Genomic DNA, 22,716 nt, shown 5'->3' on the forward strand with positions numbered 1-22,716 from the left:
AATATCTACTGCTAGAATTATAGTCAATTAATTTTTGAGTGTCAACCCACTTGATATTACTTTCTCTAAAACCCTTCATACCTCAATTGATCTAAGCACCTCTAGCCAACTTTAAGAGACTGTCCTAAACTTGTAACTTTGATTTTACATCCTAACATTTCACTTCTATAAACAAGCAAAAGCGATCTCTTCCACTTCGACTGTGAAAACAGACCGCTCTTTAATAGCAATATAGACTATCTTCTTAAGCTTGAATCAGGTCAACCCATTGACCCTTTGTAAGTTCTTCTAACTCATTTACAGTCAGCTTAATAGCTGTGTTTGAGGCTCCTGCAGCGGGAAAAACAAAGCTATAGGCTTGTAGAGAGTAATCCAAAAAAACCGGGATCGGATTCTTTAAGCCAAAAGGGCATACTCCCCCAACCGGATGCCCGGTAGCTTCAGAAACTTCCTCGGCCTCGGGCATCTTTGCTTTACTGTGAAATATCTCTTTGAACTTTTTGTTATCCAATCGTTTATCCCCGGCCATTAAAACCATCACAAAATCGTCTTTAACTTTGAAGAGCAAGGACTTAGCTATCTCACCCGGGGTTACTCCTAGTGAATCCGCCGCCTTTGCTACCGTACTTGTATCCTCAAATCTTAAAATTTCGATATTTTTTTTATTTTGGTTCAAAAAGACCGCCACTGAGTCCACAGACATGATCAAAATCCTCCAATTTAAATATGATTTCCCCAACACAGATCTTCATTTAAACAGATAATTGCCTTCGAATACATGGCACGATCAATAACAAATTGCATGTTCACCTGGCGAAGAGATTGGGAGACACATTTTATGTTGATATTATTTTTCGCCAAGGCATTAGCTGCTCTGGCTAGAATCCGAGGCATTGCAATATTTGAGCCTATAACGCAAACAATTGCAGCCTCCTGAACAGTTACGGTTCGGTACTCAGCTATTAATTCGGATACCAATAATTCAGCGAGATCCGCTTGCCAAATTGCCAGAGAAATACTATTAGCATTCGTCGTCTTCATGATATAACTAATATCATATTTCTTGAACTTCTCCATGATTCCCAGGTCAAATCCAGGTTCGCCAACCATAGATGTATCGTGAATTTCTAAGATCATAATTCGATCTGAACCGGCAATGATTTCAATTTTGGCCTCAGGTCCAATATAATCATTCGAAATAACCGTTCCCGGATGGCTCGGTTCAAAAGTATTCTTGATGCGTAGGTTTATTTCTGCCATTTCTAGTGGTTTAGAAGCGTTGGGGTGAATGGCTTCCATTCCTATGTCAGCAAGCTGATCTGCCACATCGTAATTTGTTCTACCGACGGGAATTGCCTTATCGACACCTACAATTTTCGGATCAGCTGAAGATAGGTGATATTCTTTATGGATTATTGCTTCATCTGCATGAAGATGAGTGGCAATTTTCGAAAAGGTTATTTCTGAATAACCTCTCTCGTATTCTCGCATTATCCCTTCGATTCCTTTGGTGTAACCGGTTGCCACAATGATTGCTTCATGAGGATTTACATTCTTGAATGATTTCTCGATCCGATCACTAATTGAAAGTTGTTTAGAATCACGAAAACCCGTAAGGTCCATAAACTCTGCCAAAATACCATTATTGCGAAGAATATTTACGGTATTAAAGGCCGAGTGAGCTTCTCCAATTGATGCCAGCAACTCTCTTGCTGCAGAATAGATACTGTCTCTGCCTACATAACCAGATGCTATAATATCCTCCATACTGTTGAGGTATGCTTTTGTTTGTACAACACGTTCAACTAAGAAATCTCGACATACTTTTTGATCTAACCCAAGTTCGATAAAGGATTCATTGATATTTAAGGCCATACTTAACAAGTCATCCATGGCTGCTTCATAATCTTCACCTTTGATGAAACGCTGATAAATACCCGGTGCCTTTGTCTTTTTATCTTCAAGAAGCATGTTGGTTACCCCTGCATACGCTGAGACAACGAACACTCTTCCATAACGAAAACCATCTGAACTTGGGTATCCGATAATATCTTTCAAAACATTTTTAAATTGCAGCATAGATGTTCCGCCGATTTTTTCCACAGTTAGCATAATCTAATTCGAACCCCTCTTCTGTATTTCTTATTTCTTTTTTATTTCTAAACTATCATAATTCGTCGAGACTCATAACAATCCTTCAAGCTTTTATAATTTAATGATCCTGTTATAGATAACAAGCTTCTGACTGTGTCCAATTATACGCTAAAAATTCTCATTGATCCAATTCTAAAACAAAATCACTCATAAAATCAACCTAAATTTAACTCATCATAGAAGAATGAAAAACGCCAATTTCGAAAATTCGCTTATATTTTGCTCAACTAAACAAGAGAGGCCATCAAAATGTGCTTAAAACACATTCGATAGCCTCCTGATTGTAAGGGATCCCTCACTTATAAGGGAGACCCCATCTATTTGTTAAACTTAAGCAATAGATAACCTATGCATAAGCATAGAAGGTTTTATATCTTTACGTCGTATGCGACGTGCCGCCAGATAATCCAGGACTCGCTCTGGAGAAGTGTTAAGAATATGTTGTCCCGATATTCCAGCCTCTTGAACCAACTCTATGGCTTCACTAAACTCACCGACTCGATCACAGTAGTGAGCATCACTTCCCAAAATTACCGGACTTCTGTACTTTGCTATATAGCGAGCAATCGATTTGCAATTTTTTCGAGCTGCATCTTTTTCATGTATTGTTGATAGTGAGCTATTATTGACCTCCAGTGGGACATTTAGTAAGGCAGAAGCATAGGCAATTTTTTCAAGATCCATTTCAAAATCTGGTCGTCCGGGATGAACCATTATATCCGTATATGGATTTATCATTGCCTTGATATAAGCTTGAGTATTTTCTTCACATGTTCCACCTTGATAACAGATAGGGTGCAGCCCAACAAGGATAAGGCTCAACGTCTCTAAATATTTTAAGGGCATATCTAATTCCCCTTCAGGATTGATGATATTTGCTTCAACCCCCGGCATGATTTTTACACCAAATAACTGATCAGGGATAATTGTTAAGTTTTCAAAATGGAAAAGGTGAGGTGCACCCGGCATACTCGGACCATGGTCTGTCATCCCCATTAGTCTAAGTCCTCGACGTGAGGCCGCCAGCGCATTTTCTGTTACAGTACTATACGCATGTCCGCTTGCAAGGGTATGAGTATGCAAATCAACTAACATTTCCATTCTAAACACCTCATTATCTCTCAAATTAATTACATTAATCCTTCTAATACCCATCATAAAGGATAATTGTTAATGAGGTATTATCACTTGGTAAAGTTTAAGTTAAAGATTAAGGTTATTGATAATCTATAGCATTATTCAAGTGAATTCAGGGAATAACTATTTTGTTAGTGTACAATGATCCTTACGAAATGATGAGGTGTCCAATGAATAGCATTCTGTTAAAAAATTGTTTGACAATTGACCTGAAAACGGGCAATAAAGAACTTAAGGATATTCTGATCGAAGACGGAATCATTCGCAGAATTTCTACAACTATCGAAAAGCCCTCCTCACAATGCAAAACAATCGAAATCGGAGAACGATATGTCCTTCCTGGATTAATCGATTGCCATACCCATTTGGGCATCATAGAAGAGGCCACCGGTAAAATTGGAGTCGATAACAATGAGACTTCCGACTCCGTCACACCTCATTTGCGAGGGCTAGATGCAATCAACCCACAAGATATCGCGTTTGTTGATGCTTTACGAGCAGGAGTAACAACGGTCATGACTGGACCAGGCAGTAATAATGCTGTTGGAGGATTAAACTTAGTGATTAAAACCCAGGGAAGCATTATTGACCAAATGATTGTCCGAAATCCCGCAGGCTTAAAAATCTCACTTGGGGAAAATCCCATGAGTACCTATGGGGCCCATGGAAAATGCCCAGTTACGAGAATGGGTATAACCGGGCTGATTCGAGATCTTTTCATGAGAGCACAAGATTATCTTGAATTAAAGCAAGCAGGTAAGCTTAAATACCGGGATATTCGGTTAGAAGCAGTAATCCCCGTCTTAACTGGGGATATTTCCTTGCGGGCCCATGCCCATAGAGCTGATGATATTGTCACCGCTGTCAGGATTGCGGAAGAATTTAAAATAAAAAAGCTTGTCATAGAGCATGGTACGGAAGCCCATTTAGTTGCAGATTACTTAGTTGAAAGGAACGTTCCTGTAGCATTTGGCCCCATGCTTACCCCTAGAATTAAAATGGAGTTAAAGGGCCGCAATTACAATTCAGTTTTGAAGCTTACTGAAGCTGGAGTAAAAGTATCCTTAATTTCTGATCATCCCTACAATTCTATTGACCAACTTAGAACTGTCGCAATTTTAGCTATCTCTGAAGGATTATCCCAAGTTAATGCGTTAAAATGCCTGACAGTCCACCCTGCGGAAGTATTGGATTGTAACAATCGATTGGGACAACTTAAGGAAGGGTATGATGCAGACCTTGCTGTATTCTCTGAAAACCCCTTCAACTCAATGTCCAAGGTAATAATGACTATTATAAACGGGAAAATTGCCTATCAGAAGGATTAATATCGAGTTCATACACACCCTCTGGTTAAGCGCAAGAAGGGTCTGAAACGCTAAAACGTTTCAGACCCTTCTTGCGATCAGGGAAATATTTGATCATGTCATACCTAAACTCTCATTTTCATTATAAAAGCGACTGGAATTAGCTAGCATGAAAAGTGGATTACGCAGGTACTCAATTGGGTATAAGTCATCTCTCGAGGAAATAAGAGCCATAATTTTAGAAATCTTTGTAGATGGATCAATAGCTAAGATTACAAATACATCTTTTGCTGCAGTTAATGGATAGATTATATTATTTTTGTTAAATACATCATGATAAGCATCTAAGGTAAGCACCCGAAAATCCTGATTACGCCAACGAGTATCATAAAGTTTAAAGGCTTGATGGGCAACTAATGTGAGAAACATGTCCTCAGGCAAATACAGCTCGATCCCCATCATGTAACCTTCTTGATCTAGATCATTCCAAAATTCACAATGAAATGCTTTATCCACTGCTTCTCTATAAGTTTTAGTAGCTAAACGCATTTGACTCAAACTCTGCCCCATACTGAGCCATTTAATCCTTGGAATGCTAAGACTGCTTACATCGTAAAAAAGACCGATTTCGCTCTTATCGAGGGTATACTCTTCAACAGAGTCATTTGGCATTAGGTAGATATAACCCATTTGCATGTGATTATCGCAGGTGATAAGCAAGGAACATCCCCCCTAAGCTTCGTATTCTAGCATGTACTAGTAATTCTGCACAAGTGTAGTATTTCCTCTATATTCAATGATACAATAATCGACATTCCTTTACAACTTAGACACTATATTGAAGAAAGTTAACTGCCATTAAGGTATATACTTAATAATGCGAAATAATTATTACGTCAATAGACGGGAACGCTTAGATGATTAATGCGAATTTTGTATTAATTTTACTATGTAAACGGTATATCAAATCTAAAAACTCTCCTCCATATAATTACAATTACATCCACATATTAGACGGATAGCCTTGGTTTATGTTATGCTTAAGTGATCTTCATTTCCTTAAAATCGATCAAAGGAGTATTATATGTCTCGTTTTACTCTTACTGAACAATTAATTCTTGAACTAGCGGATAGTGATCGTGTGTATAAACTAGGCCAAGCTTATTACACTGCAGGCAGAGTTATAAATTTCTCTTTTTCAGGCGAAAAGGGAATTGTTAATGCCTCTGTCATAGGAGGTTTACGTTACATTGTACAGGTTGCCTTTAATCGTGAAGGCACAATTCGTTCTTACCGCTGTACCTGTCCAGCTTTTACAGATAGTCCTGGAGCATGCAAACATGTCATTGCAGTGTTAAAAGCTTCTCAGCAAAAAATACCCTCCGACTGGCCTAGCCCTATCCCCTCAAACCATATAGTAAACGAACTTCTAAACGCCTTCGCTAATCACCCTCAAGAATCCATACAGGATAAACTAACTTTAAACATTGAAGTTCAAACTATTCCTTCTCATCGACTTTCCACTCACCTGCAACTAAAACTAGGTCTGCAACGTCTTTATGTAGTTAAAGACATCGGACAATTGCTCAAGGCAATCAAAACCGGACAATCCATCGAATTCGGCAAGCAATTTACCTTTGAACCTTCAAGGCAAACCTTCAAAGATGAAGATCGCACCGTTATTACCATGTTGCAAGAGATGTACGACCAACATGCAGCCATCGCCGAAATGCAGGGGCCCTATTATTACACCCCACTGTTAAACCAAAAGACCTTGCCTTTAACGGGCTACTATTTATCTAAGTTTTTGGACGCACTAGGGGACAGGGTATTTCTTTGGAGAATCGGTTCCTCTTCTCTAGAGCCTACGCAGATTAATAGACAAGGTCTTCCTATGGAATTCTTATTACAGCCTCAAGGCTCAGACCTTTCCTTATCTCTTGACACAGACGAATTGCCGATTTTATTGACGCCTGACGGCAGGTATTATGTTTATCAGGATAAAATATTCCAAGCATCATCCACACAGAAAGACTTAGTACCTACGCTCATAAAAACATTACGTGAAGGGGCTTCAACCCAGATCGTTATTCCTGCTGCGCAGAAAGAGTATTTCGCCTCTGAAGCCTTACCGTTGATCGGAAAGCTCGGGCAAGTTTCGATAGACCCCTTATTAGACGAGAAATTCTCTCACGAAAGTCTACATGCCAAGATCTACTTTGATCGGGCAATCGATATGGGAATTACAGCTCGCTTAGAATTTCAATACGGGGATATTATTATTAACCCCTTTGCTTCGACACGAGAAAACAATAGTGTTGTTGGCAATGATGACATGATCCTGATACGTTCTTCTGAACAAGAGCGCAGGATTCTTAGTATTCTCGAACACGCCGAATTTATTGTTTCTAAAGGTAAAATACACCTTATGGATGATGAGAAAATCTTCGATTTTACCGTTAACTGGCTTCCCCAACTTCGAGAACTGGCAGAACTATTTTACTCAGATCAATTTAGGCTCAAAGTACGAACTTCAACAAGCTTTTCGGGGCAAGTACGCTTAGATGAATCACTGGACATCTTAGAAATATCTTTTCAATATACTGATATTCCACAAGATGAATTAGCCAATATTTTTGACTCCCTCCACTTAAAAAAGAAATACCATCGTCTTCGTGACGGTTCATTCCTTGATTTAAACCAACCTGAACTAATAAACGTTTCAGAGCTTCTCGATAACTTAAATCTCAGTGCAGATAACTTAAATCAAAACACACTCAATTTACCTAAGTACCGAGCAATGTATATTGACAGTTATTTGCGCAACGCTAACCTGCCAGGAGTACACCGAAATAAAGCTTTTAAGCAATTAGTGCAAAGTATACTTGAACCTCAAGATGGGGAATTCGAAATCCCCGAGGAACTCCAACCTGTTTTAAGAGATTATCAAAAAACAGGCTTTAAGTGGCTAAAGACTCTAGCATCCTACGGCCTGGGAGGCATCCTGGCTGATGATATGGGATTAGGGAAAACCCTGCAAGTTCTCTCATTCATACTATCTGAAAGGCCTAATGCTAATAACCCGGCACTTGTCGTTGCCCCCACATCCTTAATCTATAATTGGCAAGAAGAAGCTAAAAAATTCACCCCCGCCTTGCGAGTTCTCGTATTAGATGGCCCCCCCCAAGAACGACATGCCCTAATAAAGGGTCTTGAAGAAACACAGTGGGATCTTGTCGTTACTTCTTATCCTATTTTAAGGCGGGACATTGAGGAATTCTCGAATACCGAGTTCTCATACTGTTTCTTAGATGAAGCACAGCATACTAAGAATCCACAAACACTGAATGCGAAATCAGCTCAACAAATTCAGGCGAAAGGATATTTTGCCTTAACAGGGACACCTATTGAAAACTCTCTGTCTGAGCTGTGGTCGCTCTTTAATTTTGTTATGCCAGGCTATCTTCTCTCTCATCAAGAATTTAAAAAGAAGTACGAAATCCCAATTATTAAAGGGGAAGATGCGACTATTATTGCAGAATTAAGTCGACATGCCAACCCTTTTATTTTAAGACGTTTAAAAAAGGACGTACTAAAAGAACTTCCTGACAAGATTGAGACCCAACTAAGCGCTCCCTTGACTGAAGAACAGAAAAAACTATATGTTGCTTATTTACAAGAAGCCAAAGGATTAATCGCTCAAGAAATAGCTACCGTAGGTTTTAACAAAAGTCATATTAAGATTCTAGCTGCCTTAACCAGGCTTAGACAAATTTGTTGCCATCCGTCTATGTTCATTGAGAATTACTCAGGAGAGAGTGGCAAAATGCTTCTATTACAAGAAATTCTTACAGACGCTCTGGACAGCGGTCACCGGATTCTGATTTTCTCACAATTTACAACCATGCTGGATATCATCCAAAACCACTTAAATACCAATAACATTGAGCATTTCTATCTTTCTGGTTCTACTAAAGCAGCAGAACGCCTGAACATGGCCAATTCCTTTAATGCTGGTCAGGGAAAAGTCTTCCTGGTATCCTTAAAGGCTGGTGGTACCGGATTAAATCTTACCGGAGCTGATATGGTTATTCATTATGATCCCTGGTGGAATCCTGCTGTGGAAGATCAGGCCACAGACCGAGCACATCGAATTGGACAAAATCAAGCTGTACAGGTAATAAAGTTAATAAGCCAAGGTACAATTGAGGAAAAAATCATCGCCTTGCAGTCCAGAAAAAAAACACTGGTTGATTCCGTTATCCAACCGGGAGAAACTATGATCTCTAAGCTTACTGAACAAGAATTGCGAGAGCTTTTTGAAATAACTTAATAAAATTAAAGCGGTGCAATTATATCAGATCTTTTCCCTTGGCCAGTATAGCGGGAAAGGCTGTATAAAATGTTGTTCCCTCAGACCCTGTTTTAAAATCAAAGCTTGCTCTATGTCTTTGGGCAATACCTGTAGATATTACCAGCCCTAGACCTGTTCCGCTTTCTTTGGTAGTAAAAAAAGGAGTACCTATCTTTTCTTGAATTGCATGAGGTATCCCCTTCCCTTGATCCTTGATTTCTAATACAACTCTATCCTCTTTTAAATGGGTACTAATCCTAACACACCCGTTTTCCGCTGTCGCTTCCAGTCCATTTCGAACAAGATTTAAGATAAGCTGCTTTATTTCATTTTCGTTAATCATTATATTGGGGAGGTTGTTTAAATTCACAACAACTTCTTTATTATTGTTAAAGGCATCTGCCTGTAACATTGGTAACACTTTGTGAATTACTTCATTAAGGTTTTGAGACTTAACATTATCTGAGTTTGATTTAGCTAAGGATAAAAAATCAGTAATTATTATATTTGCCCGATCAATTTCCGCAATCATCAAATCCATATATTCTTTATCATTTTGGTATTGCGCCTTCGATCCAAAAAACTGCAAAAATCCTTTGACCGTAGTTAAAGGATTACGGATTTCATGGCTAATCCCCGCAGCCAATTGACCGATTAAATTAAGTCTTTCCAGCCTGTCAATCTCTTGTTGTTGACGCTTTGCCTCTGTAATGTCCCTAAAGAAAACTGTTAAACCCTCATTATACGGGTAAGCATGAAATTCATGATCTTGATTAGAATTTGCCAATCCTCCTGCTTCCCAATGAACCGTTTGATTTTCATCCATAGCTTTGTGGATTTTTTCATAAGATATAGAATCCTTGAATTCCGGGAATACTTCCAATATATTTTTCCCCATAAGGTCTACATTGCTCTTCCCCATAAACCTTTGGGTTTCCTTATTAACAAAGGTAAATTGCCATTTACGATCTATTGCATAAAAACCATCAGAAATACCTTCCATAATTTTAATGAAATTTACCTTAGAAGTTTCTAACGCTATGTTTACTTCTTTTAAATCGTTTGTGAAACTTGCAATTTTCTCTAAAACTGGTTTTAATTCCGGCAATTTATTAAGTATTTCTTCGTTTCCACTATCACCATGCACTATTATTTGTCCGAATTTTTCCAAATACCACTGAAGCTGCTTCATATGTTTTCTGATCGAAATCATTATCAACGCTGATAAGCTTAAAGCAAGAATGATGATTGCACTCAAAACATTAAATGATGTGAGTACTAGGTCAGAATTCTGTGCATATGCAAAAACGTAACCCACTAATTTTCCCTGCTCATATATTGGAAGACTAACCTTGATTATCTTATTATCTTTAGAAATACTATTAATCTTACTTAGAGTTAATTCTGACTTAATATCTTCAAGTGCAATAATATCTCTATGATTATCTAAAAAATACAAGTTTAATTCATTATCGTAATAACCTATAATGTAATTGTAATTATTATGTTCTTGGATTATCGACTGGAAAACAATATTTACTTTCTCTATTTTATCATTTTTCGATAAACTAGTATCATTTTTTAACGCTTCAATTTCCAAAATTCGTGATTGTGTATTAATTTGAACATGTGAAACAATCGATAATAATTCATAATTAAATTTAATAGCTTGTTTCTCCCAAAAGTTTTGTCCATAAAAAAGAATAAATAAGATAAGAAATAAAAAAATACTAGCTATAACTTTAAAAAGAGTAATTTGAATAATTGATTGTTTTACCAAATATTCTTTGATATTTATTATTTTAGCCATCATAGTTCCTCCAGCAGTAAATTAATTGAAGACGGCTTTTAAACATCAAAAGCTGAGTTTTCCAACTCAGCTTTTAATATTGTTGGCTTCCAAATATTCGTACTATCTTTGCAACGATTTTGGAGTTTTTGGTTGATAAGCCCAAATAGCACAAGCAAATACAGATGAAGCACTGCCTAGCAACATTAATAATGTTGCTAGTATTGTAAAAATATTTTTTTTCATACTCCTTTATCACCTCCATTTTTTATTAAATATGGGAAGTAAGGTAATGGATTGGTAAAATACACCCATTACAATACTAACACTAAATAATTGATTTTTTGTAAAGTGAACAACTATGAATGCCATTATTATAAAAACTATTGACATTATTTTTAGATTTTGCTTAAGTTGCATAGAATTAATTGGCTTTGATTCACTATCAACTGGGGCTAAAAAAATCATAATTAAAATAGACACTCCCAAAATTATATAAAGTACCTTATCAGAACTTAATAGGTTATATTCAATAATTTTTTTGGCTAAAATTCCGATAGAAGTATAAATAAACGAACCAAAAACTAAACATTTTGAGGGTGTACTAAAATGTGCTCCTCCGGATACTCTCCGCAATAATCCGCCGAAGGTTGCAGCGACAAGTATAGACATTAATGCCTTTGAAAAAACTCCCAAAAGCACCAAGGAAAATACCCCTACCAAAAATAACAGTAAATTTTCTATGGCATAAGCAATTATTTCTTTCTTATCATTAGTTATGTCTAATTCATTTGTTACTATTTCAGTAAGTTTATTGCTAATTCTTTCAGAAGAATTCATTGTAATTACCTCTTCTTTTTGTGAATTTATTGAACATATAAGCGAAAGCAAACATCAGCAGTACTTGGGGTTCGGTAATAATGATTCTTAGGAGTAGATTCGAAAACAATTCTTCAGGGTTTACTCCAAAAACCGGCATCAACAATGATAAACAGAAATATTCCATGATTCCTAAAGACAAGAAACTTAATAGACTAGCAATTATGGATAAGCTAAAATCTCCTTTTCCAAACCACGTTAATATCAAGAATAGTAAAACAACTTGTAAAATCGTGTGTACCCCAAAAGGGATTGGGAACAACCTAACAGTGTAAGAGATAAGTGCTATTACAGATCCAATTACTACAATCCGTTTCCAGTTTAAAGGTATCCTAACAATTACAAAGGCTAAAGTAACTACCGCAATAAGTTCAGGTATACCTTGTAAGATAAATGCAATTAATGGAATATTAATAAATAAACACCCTCTTTTATAAAATAAAGAGAACCTATAAAGAAATGGACAAAAATCACTCCTGTCCATGATGAAACAAAATTTATTAATATTTTAAGTAATCTTTTTTTGATAAGAATGTATTAAGGAGATAAGCTACTAAGAATAGGATTATTACATGGATATCACCTAATATAATTCTTGCGACCTGGAAAGGATATAAAGCTTTTGGCGTGAGTATAGATATTTGCTCAAACAAAGGTAAACTTGCTGTCTCGAAAATAATAAGAACTAAGCTACTTAATATAGTTGATATAAAAGATAGACTCACATCCCCTTTACTCAAGTAAGTAAGTACAATAAATAATATAAAGATAACTAGTATGGTATGTATCCCTAAAGGAATCGGTAATAGTCTAAATGCGGAAGCACAAACGGCTAGTATTATGCCTACAAGAACAATTTGAATAAGCGTTAAAGGAATCCTAGATATAACAAAAGCTAGAGTTGTAATTGCTATCCCTTCAGGTATACCTTGCAATAGTAAAACAATCATAGGATTTCAATTTACTCCTCTGCTTGATTTAATCCTTTTATGAAAACCATTATTTTCTGATATTATCTCATACACTATATGTCGAAATCGCGTAAATCCTGTAACTGAAAGTTTCTAATTTAGCATTTATTGCTAAATTTCATCCAATTAAAAAATAACAAATGCCCCAAAGCTATAACCGCTTTGGGGCATTCCATTTAGACCTTATATATGGATCAAATTAATAGATTATTGATACCACCTTGACCGTGCATTTGTTGACTTTGTCCTTGACCCTGGCCCTGGCCTTGAAGCAGCTGATTCTGTCCTTGCTGTCCATAACTTTGAGTAGTTTGACCACCTTGTCCTTGTTGCTGCTGTTGTTGTGATTGAGCCTTAAACTGGGTCATGTGTTGGACTAATTGATTTAGTTGTTGTTGTCCTTGAGCTTGGGTCTGTTGTTGTCCTTGAGTCTGGTTCTGATGGGCTTGGTTTTTGTAACTGGAAAAAGCTTGTTCCATGCGATAAAATTGGTCTTTCAACTGTCCTAATTCCTCAGCTACCTCCATATCAGTCCGAGCACAGCCAAATTTTTCAATTCACTAATCCCGTCTTTCGTATTGTTGTTATACAACAACCACCTTCAGTTTTTTAACCTCAATTATTATTGCCCGATTCCAATAAACAATGTTTGTTTATATATGTAAAACACAGTAAAATCCTATCCTTTACAATTCAAGGATAGGATTTCATAAAAGATTTTGTTATTATTTTTTACTCCCGTTTATAGCTTGAATTTAACAACTGCACTCATTAATCTATCCCCTAGCGCGGCAAGAGCTTCTGCTGATTTACTAACGGATACCATCGTTGCTGCCTGTTCCTCTGAAGCAGCGGCAACTTCTTGCGAGCTGGATGCTGCTTGCTGAGAGGTCAAACCAATATCTTCAATAGACTTTGCTGCTGCTGAGGTTCCCATAGCCATTTGTTGGGTAGCCTCAGTAATCTGTTCAATTTGACGAACAACTTTATTAACCTCAGCAACAATGGTCTGAAAAGAACTTCCAGCCAAATTAACCGCTTCAACTCCTGCAGCCACTTCAACTTTACCCTTTTCCATTACTCCAATGGCAAGTTCTGTCTCCTTTTGAATGTTTTCGATTAGATTAGCAATTTGAACAGTGGAATTAGACGATTGTTCGGCTAATTTACGAACCTCTTCTGCAACAACCGCAAATCCTCGCCCTTGCTCTCCTGCTCTGGCAGCTTCAATTGCTGCATTAAGGGCAAGTAAATTAGTCTGATCGGCAATCCCTCTGATTACATCAACAATTTGTCCGATTTGCTTTGATTCATCTCCTAATCGAGATATTACCTCCGCAGATTGAGCCGAAACCTCGCGAACTGCTTCAATCTTGTGTACAGCATTCTCCGCTTGGAAAGCTCCCAACTCAGCAGCCTGAGCTGCCTTTTCACTACTTTGACTGACAGTCTCAGCATTTTTTGCTACTTGTTGAGCATTAGCGGACAATTTTTCAATAACGTTAACAGTCTCAGCCATGGAAGTAGCATTACGGGTTGAACTCGCTGCAACTAAACCAAGACTTTCAGCCATTTGCTCACTGGAAGCAGTTGCTTCCTCTGAAGCTGCTGATAATTCCTCACTCGTTGCAGCCACACTTTCAGATTGAGTTAGTACTTCCCCAATAACTGCTCTCAGCGAGTGAACCATTTCGCTGACTGCTTGAGACAAGACACCGATTTCATCTTTATTCTTAACCTCTTGAATTTCCATGCTCAGATCCCCTTCGGCCACAGACTGAGCAACTTTCGTAACAGCGACAAGGGGCTTACTGATATGCTGTGCCAATACATACGACAAGACTGCTCCAACTAAAACTGCAAGAACAACAAAAATTATCAGAAGCTTTACAACGGAATCTTTAGTAGTTTGAGCATGATGAGTTGCCGCGGCACCCCCGGCAGCCATAGAAGTCATCTGATCTTCCATATTCTTGAGTAACTGATCAAAACTATCTTTACTCTTTTGGGTCAGAATTGGTCTGGCCTCTACATCCTTTCCAACTTGAGTCAACATCCAGACCTGTTCTGCATCCTCTATAAAAGTATTGAAGGATTTTCGCATCTCCTCGCTTTTTGCTATTCCTTCTGGAGTTGTAACATAGTTATTGTAATCAGAAAAATCTTGCTCCCATTTGACTTTTGTGATTGAAAATTTTGTCTTGTACTCCTGAAAGGCCTGGGCATCTGCACGCATCAGAAATCCACCCAAAAGATAGCGACGAGTATCTTCGGTATCCTCAATGACTTTAGCTAGTGAGGTTGTTGCCTTCAACCAATGGTCACCTAAGTCTTCAGCTTCCTGATTTATCTTGTAAACACCATAGTAACCAACAATACCTACCAACGCGGTCAAGAGTAAAACCACCAGAAACCCTAACAATAATTTAATTCGGACACCATAGTTTATTGAGGATTTGGAAGTAATAAGTTTGTTGTCCATATCAGCGCCTCATTTTCTTAATCAAATAATTCTATAAATTGGTTTTCTACAAAAAACATAAATATCCTCTTTTTCAACAAGAGAAATCATCTTTTCCTAATCTTTGTAGGTTTTTGGTGAAACCGCACTAAGTTGTTCTCAAAAAGATTTAATAAATCGTTTAATAAAACAAATGTGTTAGGAGGGTTAATTGGCCCCCCTAACACATACTGCAAATAGCGATTTTAATGATTGCAAAGTAGTTTTATCTCTCATCCATCTTTAGATAACTTCTCCTTGGTGCCACACTTTTGTAAGCTGGTCGAATAATCTTTCCACAGTTAGCAATTTCCTCAATTCTATGGGCACTCCAGCCAACGATCCTGGAAATCGCAAAAATTGGAGTGAACATTTCCATGGGTATATTAAGCATCTTATATACAAAACCTGAGTAAAAATCCACATTAGCACTTACAGTTTTATACATAGTATTAAACTTTGCAATTACCTGTGGGGCAAGGTTCTCTACCTTAGCATAGAGATTAAACTCGTCCTCCAGACCTTTTTCCTGAGCAAGCTGTGCAACATAGCCTTTAAGTATAACCGCTCGAGGATCTGATATGGAATAAACCGCATGTCCGACACCATAAATTAATCCCGAACGATCAAAGGCATTCTTAGAGAGTATTTGAGTAAGATAATGCTCAATTTCCTCGTCATCATCCCAGTTTTTTAGCTTCTCTTTCATGTCATCAAACATTTGAACAACTTTAATATTAGCTCCTCCGTGACGGGGTCCTTTAAGCGCTCCAATGGCTGCGGCAATTGCCGAATAAGTATCCGTCCCCGTTGAAGTGACAACATGAGTAACAAAAGATGAGTTATTTCCTCCACCGTGCTCGGCGTGAAGCACAAGTGCCAAATCAAGCAGTTTTGCCTCTAACTTAGTATAACTACTATCCGGCCTTAGCATCGCCAAAATGTTCTCAGCAATACTTAAATCGGCCCTCGGGCTATGAATATAAAGACTTTGATCTCCATGGTAATGATTAAATGCATGATAGCCATAAACAGCTAAGGACGGAAAGCAAGCAATAAGTTTAAGGCATTGTTTTAATACATTTGGCATTGAAGTATCATCAGCATTTTCATCAAAAGAGTAAAGTGCTAAAACACTTCTTGCTAAAGTATTCATAATATCTTTGCTTGGGGCTTTTAATATTACATCACGAGTAAAATCTTCTGGCAGCCTTTCATAAAGTGAAAGAAGTTGCAAAAATTCCTTTTCAGCGTTTTGATCCGGGAGATTTCCAAAGAGCAGCAAATAGGCTGTTTCTTCAAAACCGAAGCGGTCATCCTCACTAAAGCCCTTAACAATATCTCTAATATCCATCCCGCGATATATTAACCGCCCTGGAACAGAAACTTTTTCGCCCTCATCCATAATATACGAATGGACTTCCCCAATTTCAGTTAGACCAACCAATACCCCTTTTCCGTCCAAATCACGCAACCCACGTTTTACCTCATATCTACGATATAGTTCAGGCTTAATGTAACCGCTTTCTTCAGCCATTTTACTCAACTTTTTCAAGGCTTCAGATTCCATATCATAATTATTCATAGAATCACCCTTTCTCTTCTAAATTCTTATTCTAAATCAATCAACAAATGGAGTTCTTACTTCCTATTTTTGCTCATAATTATTGATTATTATCTTGATACTCAGCTTAATACACGATAGGGGGAAAAAATGACTTGGAATATTAGAGAATGGAATTGGTCAGACTCCGTTGTTACCATATCGACAGCAATCTTTGCTTTGGTTTCACTTATTTCTGTCTATATCTCTGTCACAACTTGGCAAACACAACGTGAAGCAGCACGTCCGTATCTAACCTTTATAGAGTCTCCTTCACTCAACTTTAGTGAGAATTCAGGTTTTGAATTTGAATTCAAATTCAAAAATGTCGGAACCCATCCGGCCACAAACCTATCAAGCAGGACATTAATCTTTGAGCAACAATTGCTACAAAAGCCAATTCTTATTGATGATTACACCGTTGTTAATGATATCCCTCGGGATTCAACTACAAGTTTACTCCTCAACCTAAAAGTCAATAGTTTTCCCAAAGAATTAAAGGAGATCAGTCCCCATTTCATTATCATTAGTCTTAAATATTCCGACCCAATTGTCCACAAATCTTATAATCAGACAATTTATCTCAAGTGGGCGGGAGTTGTTGATTACAAACAGCAACCTATTATTCATGTCGAAATGAATGAAAAATCGAATATAGAACACTATTTGAAAACCCATCAATTACTTGATTAATCCGGAAAATTGCACCCTTTTTATTGTGAGGTATTTAGAAAACTTGGCTAGCGCCCGAAGACACTGTCTTCGCACGTATTAAATCTTCTTGCAGTATATAACGCAAGTTTATACTTTCTGACTGTACAAAAAAACCCTTGACCATAAAGTCTAGGGTTTCAGCCAATTGAAAGCAATACGAACGGCAAAGCAAGGCTAAGGCATGCTGCCAGTATCTCCTTTCAACGCTTACGAAGTTAGCTGACGGATTCGGATTGAAAAGTAACCCTACCTTCACAAACTCAGAGTCAAATAATGTGAAGGATTCACCCCAAAAATGGTTTCCCCGCTTCATGATAGAATTAAGCGACAGAGATATTAAATTGTGGCTTATTGATTTTATGAAAGTCCTATGCCTTAAATTCCAACTATAGTATAAATTAAATTGTACCATAGTTAATTCGTCTTAGTCAACCTTATTTTTGTCTCATATAATTGTACAATATCAAAGACCGAATGCACTGCACAAAATATCGGGTCGTAAAACCCCGGCGTGAAATGAACGACCACTATTCAAGTTACACAACCATACTTTCGCTGCACTAAAAACCCCTGGATCTATGTCATAAAAACTTCCTGATTCGTTGAGTATTTCAACAAATGACCTTTCATAATGCTGTGAAGAACAAAACGGAAGCTGCCCTATCAGATCTTTTAGGGTTTCATCTTCATCCCTAAGGTTATAAAGTACCGTCGAACCATAAAGAATCCCATCGTTAGACCTGCCTAATGCGTCGAGTTGGGTGCTTGCTACGGTAGGGATTGGACAAGTTCCCCAACCTGATTCGATTCTTTCTAAATCATAACTAAGTACATTAAGTTTAGATAGACCTGTTTCCAAGGCTCTGGCAGCTATCTGTACTGAACCTGCTAAAGAAGCAGTGGGAGCAACGATTATATAGAGATTTTTCGGATTACATCCTAATTCCTTTGAGAGAAATCTAACTACCTCATTTGTTGGAAGTTCCTCACTTTCCAGACATAGAACAGCCGTATCGGAATAGTCCTCATAGCCGTTCACTTCATAAATATTCCCTTTATGTATAATGGCTCGCCCGGGGCCAGAACCCATAGCTGTTTGCCTTCCATTCTGTATTGGCCAACCAGCATATTGGGACGCTAAACAAGCTCGAATTGGATGATCTGTAACAACTTCAGCTGTAGGCCAGCGGAACCCATTAAACTCTGACCAATATAAATTAACCTTCGCCAGCCCACCTAGGCAAACTTTTGCAAACAACACTCCTGCTTCCCAACCGCCTTGGACTTCAACTCCGCAGTCAACAACAGTTGCCTCATTAATCTTCTGAACTTTGACTCGCAGAAGTTCACTCTTTGCGATCAATTCATTGACGAAAGAAAATGCTAACTGATTTGGACTTAGTTTCGATCGTTGGGTATTCGAAAAAAACATGTTTATTCTTCCTTTTTCATCGTTCTAGAATATACATGTTTTTAGCATACCCTATTTTTTTGTCTTGTATCGCTAAATTCGCCTATTCTTGATACTAAATAGCCTAAAATTAACCCTAGATGTTTTCACTATACATCCTTAAAAACAGGATCAAATTGGATTTTGTGGTAAAAAATATTTTCAGCAAGAAGTAGATCCTAAATTGCACACTTCAAGGTCTCCTCAACAGTTTTAAGCAAAACGCTCAAGTCCAAAGGCTTGCTTAAAAAATCCCGCACTCCAAAGCAGCGCGCGGTTTCTTCAATATCAGACTCAGCACTTATCATTATGACAGGTATATTTTTAGCTTGTTCATCTTGATTGAGTATTGATAATACTTGAAGTCCCGTCATTGTCGGCATTCTATTGTCTAGTAAAATTAGAGAAGGTCTGTTTAAGGATATTGCAAGTTTCAAACATTCCGGTCCATTTTCTACTGCCTTTACATTATATCCAGATTCTTCCAAAACCTTATGGATAAGAAGTCGCACTCCAAACTGGTCATCCACAACTAAAATATATCCTGACAAGTTTCTTCCTCCCATCAAAATTAGTTATTATTATTAATTTCTTATTGTTTCTATATATTGACTACTAATATCATATTCTATAACTATATGTCTTCTTTTTCAACATAATTAGATACACACAGTCGGTAAGATGTTTATGGCGACTACCTTAAAATGATGGAGAGGTGATAGTGTTGTCTAACAACATACAAGAGGTTGCTGGGAAAAATATACGTTTATTTCGACAGACAAAAGGCCTCACCCAAGAAAAACTTGCTGAATTAGTAAATGTCAGTAGTTCCTATATAGGTTATCTTGAACGCGGCCTTAGAGCCCCTTCGCTAGACTTGCTAGCAAGAATAGGCATCGCTCTGGAAGTAGAACCTACCGATTTACTCTATACTACCGAAAATGCTTCTGATCCAACCCTAAAAAAGCTCAATGCCCTCTTAGTGGGGAAAAACCCTAAATCGATCAATTTTCTTTATGAAGTTGCAATGGCCTATTTTGTATCTACCAGCGATTCCATTTAATCATTATTGTTTAATCCCATTCATTGTATGTAAACTCATTATGTAATTAGGAAATAAGACAAAAACCCCCGGCAATAGCCGGGGGAATACAAATTGTGAAAATTTTATTTAATTGTTATCTCACCATCATAGGTCCCAATAATTTTATATAAATCAGGTCGACGATCTCGAAAAATTCCCCACTCAAGACGCTGAACTTCAAGTTGATCCAGATCAAATTCCGCAATAATTTCAGTTTCTTCTGTACGGCCAGCTTCAATAACCTTATTTCCTTGTGGGCCAGCAATAAAAGATGATCCATAGAAGGTAATACTTGATTCATCATCTTCCTCAACTCCGATTCGGTTCGAGGCAATCACTGGCATTAGATTTGCGGCAGCATGCCCAAGCATACAGTTCTGCCAATGCTCTTTAGAATCGATCAGGCCATCTTGGGGCTCTGAGCCAATAGCTGTGGGATAAAAAAGCATTTCCGCGCCCATAAGTGCCATACATCGAGCTGCTTCAGGGTACCACTGATCCCAGCAAACTCCGACTCCAATTTTTCCAAAACGAGTATTCCACACTTTAAACCCTGTATCTCCCGGATTAAAATAAAACTTTTCCTCATACCCAGGGCCGTCCGGTATATGACTCTTGCGATATTTTCCCAACACTTCTCCATTAGCGTCAATCACTGCCAGAGAGTTATAACGGGCATAGTTTTTTTTCTCATAGAAGCTAATCGGCAACACAACCTGAAGCTCCTTAGCAACCTTTTTGAAATGATTAACCGCTTTGTTTTGTTCAAGTTCTGTAGCATATCCATAATAGCTTGATTTTTCTTTCTGACAAAAATACGGAGTTTCAAATAATTCTTGCAGCAAAATAATTTGCGCCCCCTGACTAGCCGCTTTCCTTACTAACCCCTCTGCTTTTGAAATGTTTTCATCGACACTCTGAGTGCAGCTCATTTGAGTTGCTGCTACCTTAACGTTTCTCATACTTTAATTCCTCCTATAGGCATCTGTTGAGTTGTACAATGGACATTTCCACCCTCTCGGATAATCCCCATCCCATTCACCCGGCGAATCTGCCTCTTAGGGAATGTCTTACTCAATACTTCTGCCGCTAACTCATCAGTTTTATTAGAATCTCCTCCAAAAACCGGCAATATAATTCCTTCATTGACAAAGTAAAAGTTTAAATAGCTCAACGTTAACCGAGCCTTTGAGACAGAATCGTATCTCTTGGGAGGCTGTTGAATAGGGATTATTTCAAGCTTCCTTCCTTGTGCGTCTCTCTCCTTTTGCAGTATTTCTAGGTTTTCTTTAGTTATCTCATAATTATCATCCAAGGGATCTTCACAAACCTGGAGCAGTATTTTACCCGGAGCCGCAAAGCAGGCTAGATTATCAATATGACCATCCGTCTCATCCCCGGCTAGCCCTTTTTTTAGCCAAATAACTTTTCTAATACTCAAGTACTTCATTAACTCAGCTTCCACCTGATCTTTTGTTAAGTGGGGGTTACGATTAACGTTTAAGAGACATTGCTCAGTGGTCAGAAGTGTCCCTTCCCCATCCACATGAAAAGAGCCGCCCTCCATAACCAGGGGAGCATCAAATTGTTTTAAGCCAAGGTGATTGATAATTTTAGAGGCTACTAAATCATCTAAATCCCAGGGAGCATATTTTCCTCCCCAAGCATTAAATCTCCAGTTGACTCCGGCTATATCTCCATCTTCACTAATAACAAATGTCGGCCCATTATCTCTCAGCCACGCATCATTATGCTCAACAGATAAAATTTCCACCCTCTTAGAACCAAGCTTACTGGACACCGCCCAATAATCATCTGCATTCACTAAAACTGTTACCGGCTCAAATTCGGAAATTGCCCGGATGATTTCACTATAACCTTCACAGACAGCTTCGTATTCTTCCGGATAACACATAGACGTTTTTATAGGCCAAGAAATAAATGTTCGTGCATGTTCAGACCATTCCGGAGGCATTTTATAGTTTAAAATATTTGGATGCATGTATATTCCCTCGTAATTCATAGTTTATGACCAATCCAGTACTTATCTATGATATCGTCTGGAACCTTCCAATCTGAAATTTCAGCCCATTGAAAAGTTCGTTTCGTATACTGAATCAGTCAAGACTATATTATAGCATAGAGCCTCAATATTTTTAATCATTCCCAGTATTTCTCTCTGTACCATTATCAAAGAGGGCGTGACAAAGCAAAACCTTGTTACGCCCTCTTATTACAGGTTAAAGTTATTATTTGAACTAAACCTTTTTAATTAACTGCACTATCTTTGTAATGAGTTCTCTGGTTTCACCTTTTGAGTTTCAGATTTATGACTAACTGAAAGAGTCATATAGCATAATCCATAACCTAAAACTGAAAAACAGATAGCAGTCAACAAAAAATCCAGTCCTTCCATACGAGCCCCTCCCTTTCAATTAACCATAATCTAGTGCAACCATATATTAAGAATTTATTAACTTGACCACTGAGCGGTATCATCCACGTCTGGACTTGCCGCTCAGATATCCAACTGAGTCATGGATCAGGCCTGATACCAGGACTAGTTGGAATAACTCCCCAATGTAAGGAGTCCTTACTTGTTATTCTAAACTAATTTTCTTTATTATATCTAAACAATTTATTAACAAATTATAAACTTTTTCTCGTTCCGATCATATTTCTTCTCCCTGAAATGTCACAATGACAAAAAATCACCCCTATTGAGATACCTTACTCAGTTAATCTCAATGGGGGTGATGGGAGAGGCAAAAGTT

At 37.8% G+C, this 22,716-nt stretch carries 19 protein-coding genes and 1 riboswitch; of the genes, 4 read left to right on the forward strand and 15 right to left on the reverse strand.

The genetic code is table 11. The features are described 5' to 3' along the window. Positions 1 to 244: 244 nt before the first annotated feature. From DP73_RS16915 to DP73_RS16925, 3 genes are all read right to left on the reverse strand, one after another. The gene (locus DP73_RS16915) at positions 245 to 703 is read right to left on the reverse strand and encodes a YbaK/EbsC family protein (RefSeq protein ID WP_034601081.1); all 459 of its coding nucleotides are present in this window, start codon (positions 701 to 703) and stop codon (positions 245 to 247) included. 17 nt (positions 704 to 720) lie between these two features. Next, entirely contained in the window at positions 721 to 2,112 is a 1,392-nt protein-coding gene (locus tag DP73_RS16920) for an aspartate kinase (RefSeq protein ID WP_034601083.1), read from the reverse strand. A 372-nt stretch (positions 2,113 to 2,484) separates the two neighbouring features. Next, the gene (locus DP73_RS16925; RefSeq protein WP_034601085.1) at positions 2,485 to 3,255 is read right to left on the reverse strand and encodes a phosphatase; all 771 of its coding nucleotides are present in this window, start codon (positions 3,253 to 3,255) and stop codon (positions 2,485 to 2,487) included. 206 nt (positions 3,256 to 3,461) lie between these two features. Here DP73_RS16925 and DP73_RS16930 point away from each other — a divergent pair, with 206 nt between their 5' ends. Continuing rightward, a complete protein-coding gene (locus tag DP73_RS16930) occupies positions 3,462 to 4,619 on the forward strand; it encodes an amidohydrolase (RefSeq protein WP_034601087.1) in 1,158 nt (385 codons plus the stop codon). 93 nt (positions 4,620 to 4,712) lie between these two features. Here the strand turns inward: DP73_RS16930 and DP73_RS16935 are convergent, their stop codons facing one another. Continuing rightward, positions 4,713 to 5,318: a hypothetical protein gene (locus tag DP73_RS16935; RefSeq protein ID WP_034601089.1), complete on the reverse strand. Its 606-nt coding sequence runs from the start codon at positions 5,316 to 5,318 to the stop codon at positions 4,713 to 4,715. Positions 5,319 to 5,682: 364 nt separating this feature from the next. Here DP73_RS16935 and DP73_RS16940 point away from each other — a divergent pair, with 364 nt between their 5' ends. After that, a complete protein-coding gene (locus DP73_RS16940; RefSeq protein ID WP_034601090.1) occupies positions 5,683 to 8,931 on the forward strand; it encodes a DEAD/DEAH box helicase in 3,249 nt (1,082 codons plus the stop codon). Between the two features lie 19 nt (positions 8,932 to 8,950). On the opposite strand, the gene DP73_RS16945 is transcribed toward DP73_RS16940, so the two are convergent. From DP73_RS16945 to DP73_RS16975, 7 genes are all read right to left on the reverse strand, one after another. Then, the gene (locus tag DP73_RS16945) at positions 8,951 to 10,762 is read right to left on the reverse strand and encodes an ATP-binding protein (RefSeq protein WP_242865790.1); all 1,812 of its coding nucleotides are present in this window, start codon (positions 10,760 to 10,762) and stop codon (positions 8,951 to 8,953) included. Positions 10,763 to 10,864: 102 nt separating this feature from the next. Beyond that, the gene (locus tag DP73_RS22760) at positions 10,865 to 10,987 is read right to left on the reverse strand and encodes a cyclic lactone autoinducer peptide (RefSeq protein ID WP_081963074.1); all 123 of its coding nucleotides are present in this window, start codon (positions 10,985 to 10,987) and stop codon (positions 10,865 to 10,867) included. Between the two features lie 9 nt (positions 10,988 to 10,996). Then, entirely contained in the window at positions 10,997 to 11,581 is a 585-nt protein-coding gene (locus DP73_RS16950; protein ID WP_034601091.1) for an accessory gene regulator B family protein, read from the reverse strand. A gap of 539 nt (positions 11,582 to 12,120) precedes the next feature. Beyond that, the gene (locus DP73_RS16960) at positions 12,121 to 12,570 is read right to left on the reverse strand and encodes a hypothetical protein (protein ID WP_034601093.1); all 450 of its coding nucleotides are present in this window, start codon (positions 12,568 to 12,570) and stop codon (positions 12,121 to 12,123) included. Between the two features lie 215 nt (positions 12,571 to 12,785). Beyond that, positions 12,786 to 13,091 (reverse strand): hypothetical protein, encoded by a 306-nt coding sequence (locus DP73_RS16965; protein WP_052090786.1) that lies wholly within the window; start codon positions 13,089 to 13,091, stop codon positions 12,786 to 12,788. Positions 13,092 to 13,333: 242 nt separating this feature from the next. Next, complete coding sequence (locus tag DP73_RS16970) at positions 13,334 to 15,073, reverse strand: HAMP domain-containing methyl-accepting chemotaxis protein (RefSeq protein WP_034601094.1); 1,740 nt, start codon at positions 15,071 to 15,073, stop codon at positions 13,334 to 13,336. 244 nt (positions 15,074 to 15,317) lie between these two features. After that, a complete protein-coding gene (locus DP73_RS16975) occupies positions 15,318 to 16,661 on the reverse strand; it encodes a citrate/2-methylcitrate synthase (RefSeq protein ID WP_282432699.1) in 1,344 nt (447 codons plus the stop codon). 144 nt (positions 16,662 to 16,805) lie between these two features. Here DP73_RS16975 and DP73_RS16980 point away from each other — a divergent pair, with 144 nt between their 5' ends. Further along, the gene (locus DP73_RS16980; RefSeq protein ID WP_034601096.1) at positions 16,806 to 17,387 is read left to right on the forward strand and encodes a hypothetical protein; all 582 of its coding nucleotides are present in this window, start codon (positions 16,806 to 16,808) and stop codon (positions 17,385 to 17,387) included. A gap of 210 nt (positions 17,388 to 17,597) precedes the next feature. Further along, a riboswitch (cyclic di-AMP (ydaO/yuaA leader) is annotated at positions 17,598 to 17,745 on the reverse strand. Between the two features lie 126 nt (positions 17,746 to 17,871). On the opposite strand, the gene mch is transcribed toward DP73_RS16980, so the two are convergent. Continuing rightward, positions 17,872 to 18,840: a methenyltetrahydromethanopterin cyclohydrolase gene (gene mch / locus DP73_RS16985; RefSeq protein ID WP_034601097.1), complete on the reverse strand. Its 969-nt coding sequence runs from the start codon at positions 18,838 to 18,840 to the stop codon at positions 17,872 to 17,874. Positions 18,841 to 19,037: 197 nt separating this feature from the next. Then, on the reverse strand, positions 19,038 to 19,409 hold the full coding sequence (locus tag DP73_RS16990) for a response regulator (RefSeq protein ID WP_034601098.1): 372 nt from the start codon (positions 19,407 to 19,409) through the stop codon (positions 19,038 to 19,040). Positions 19,410 to 19,579: 170 nt separating this feature from the next. Between DP73_RS16990 and DP73_RS16995 the strand changes: the two genes are divergently transcribed. After that, a complete protein-coding gene (locus DP73_RS16995) occupies positions 19,580 to 19,921 on the forward strand; it encodes a helix-turn-helix transcriptional regulator (RefSeq protein WP_242865791.1) in 342 nt (113 codons plus the stop codon). 104 nt (positions 19,922 to 20,025) lie between these two features. On the opposite strand, the gene aguB is transcribed toward DP73_RS16995, so the two are convergent. Continuing rightward, entirely contained in the window at positions 20,026 to 20,904 is an 879-nt protein-coding gene (gene aguB / locus DP73_RS17000) for an N-carbamoylputrescine amidase (RefSeq protein ID WP_034601099.1), read from the reverse strand. Then, complete coding sequence (locus DP73_RS17005; protein ID WP_034601101.1) at positions 20,901 to 21,944, reverse strand: agmatine deiminase family protein; 1,044 nt, start codon at positions 21,942 to 21,944, stop codon at positions 20,901 to 20,903. Before DP73_RS17005 ends, aguB begins: the two co-directional genes overlap by 4 nt. Positions 21,945 to 22,716 lie beyond the last annotated feature (772 nt).

Source organism: Desulfosporosinus sp. HMP52 (genome assembly GCF_000765145.1).
Lineage (GTDB): Bacteria > Bacillota > Desulfitobacteriia > Desulfitobacteriales > Desulfitobacteriaceae > Desulfosporosinus.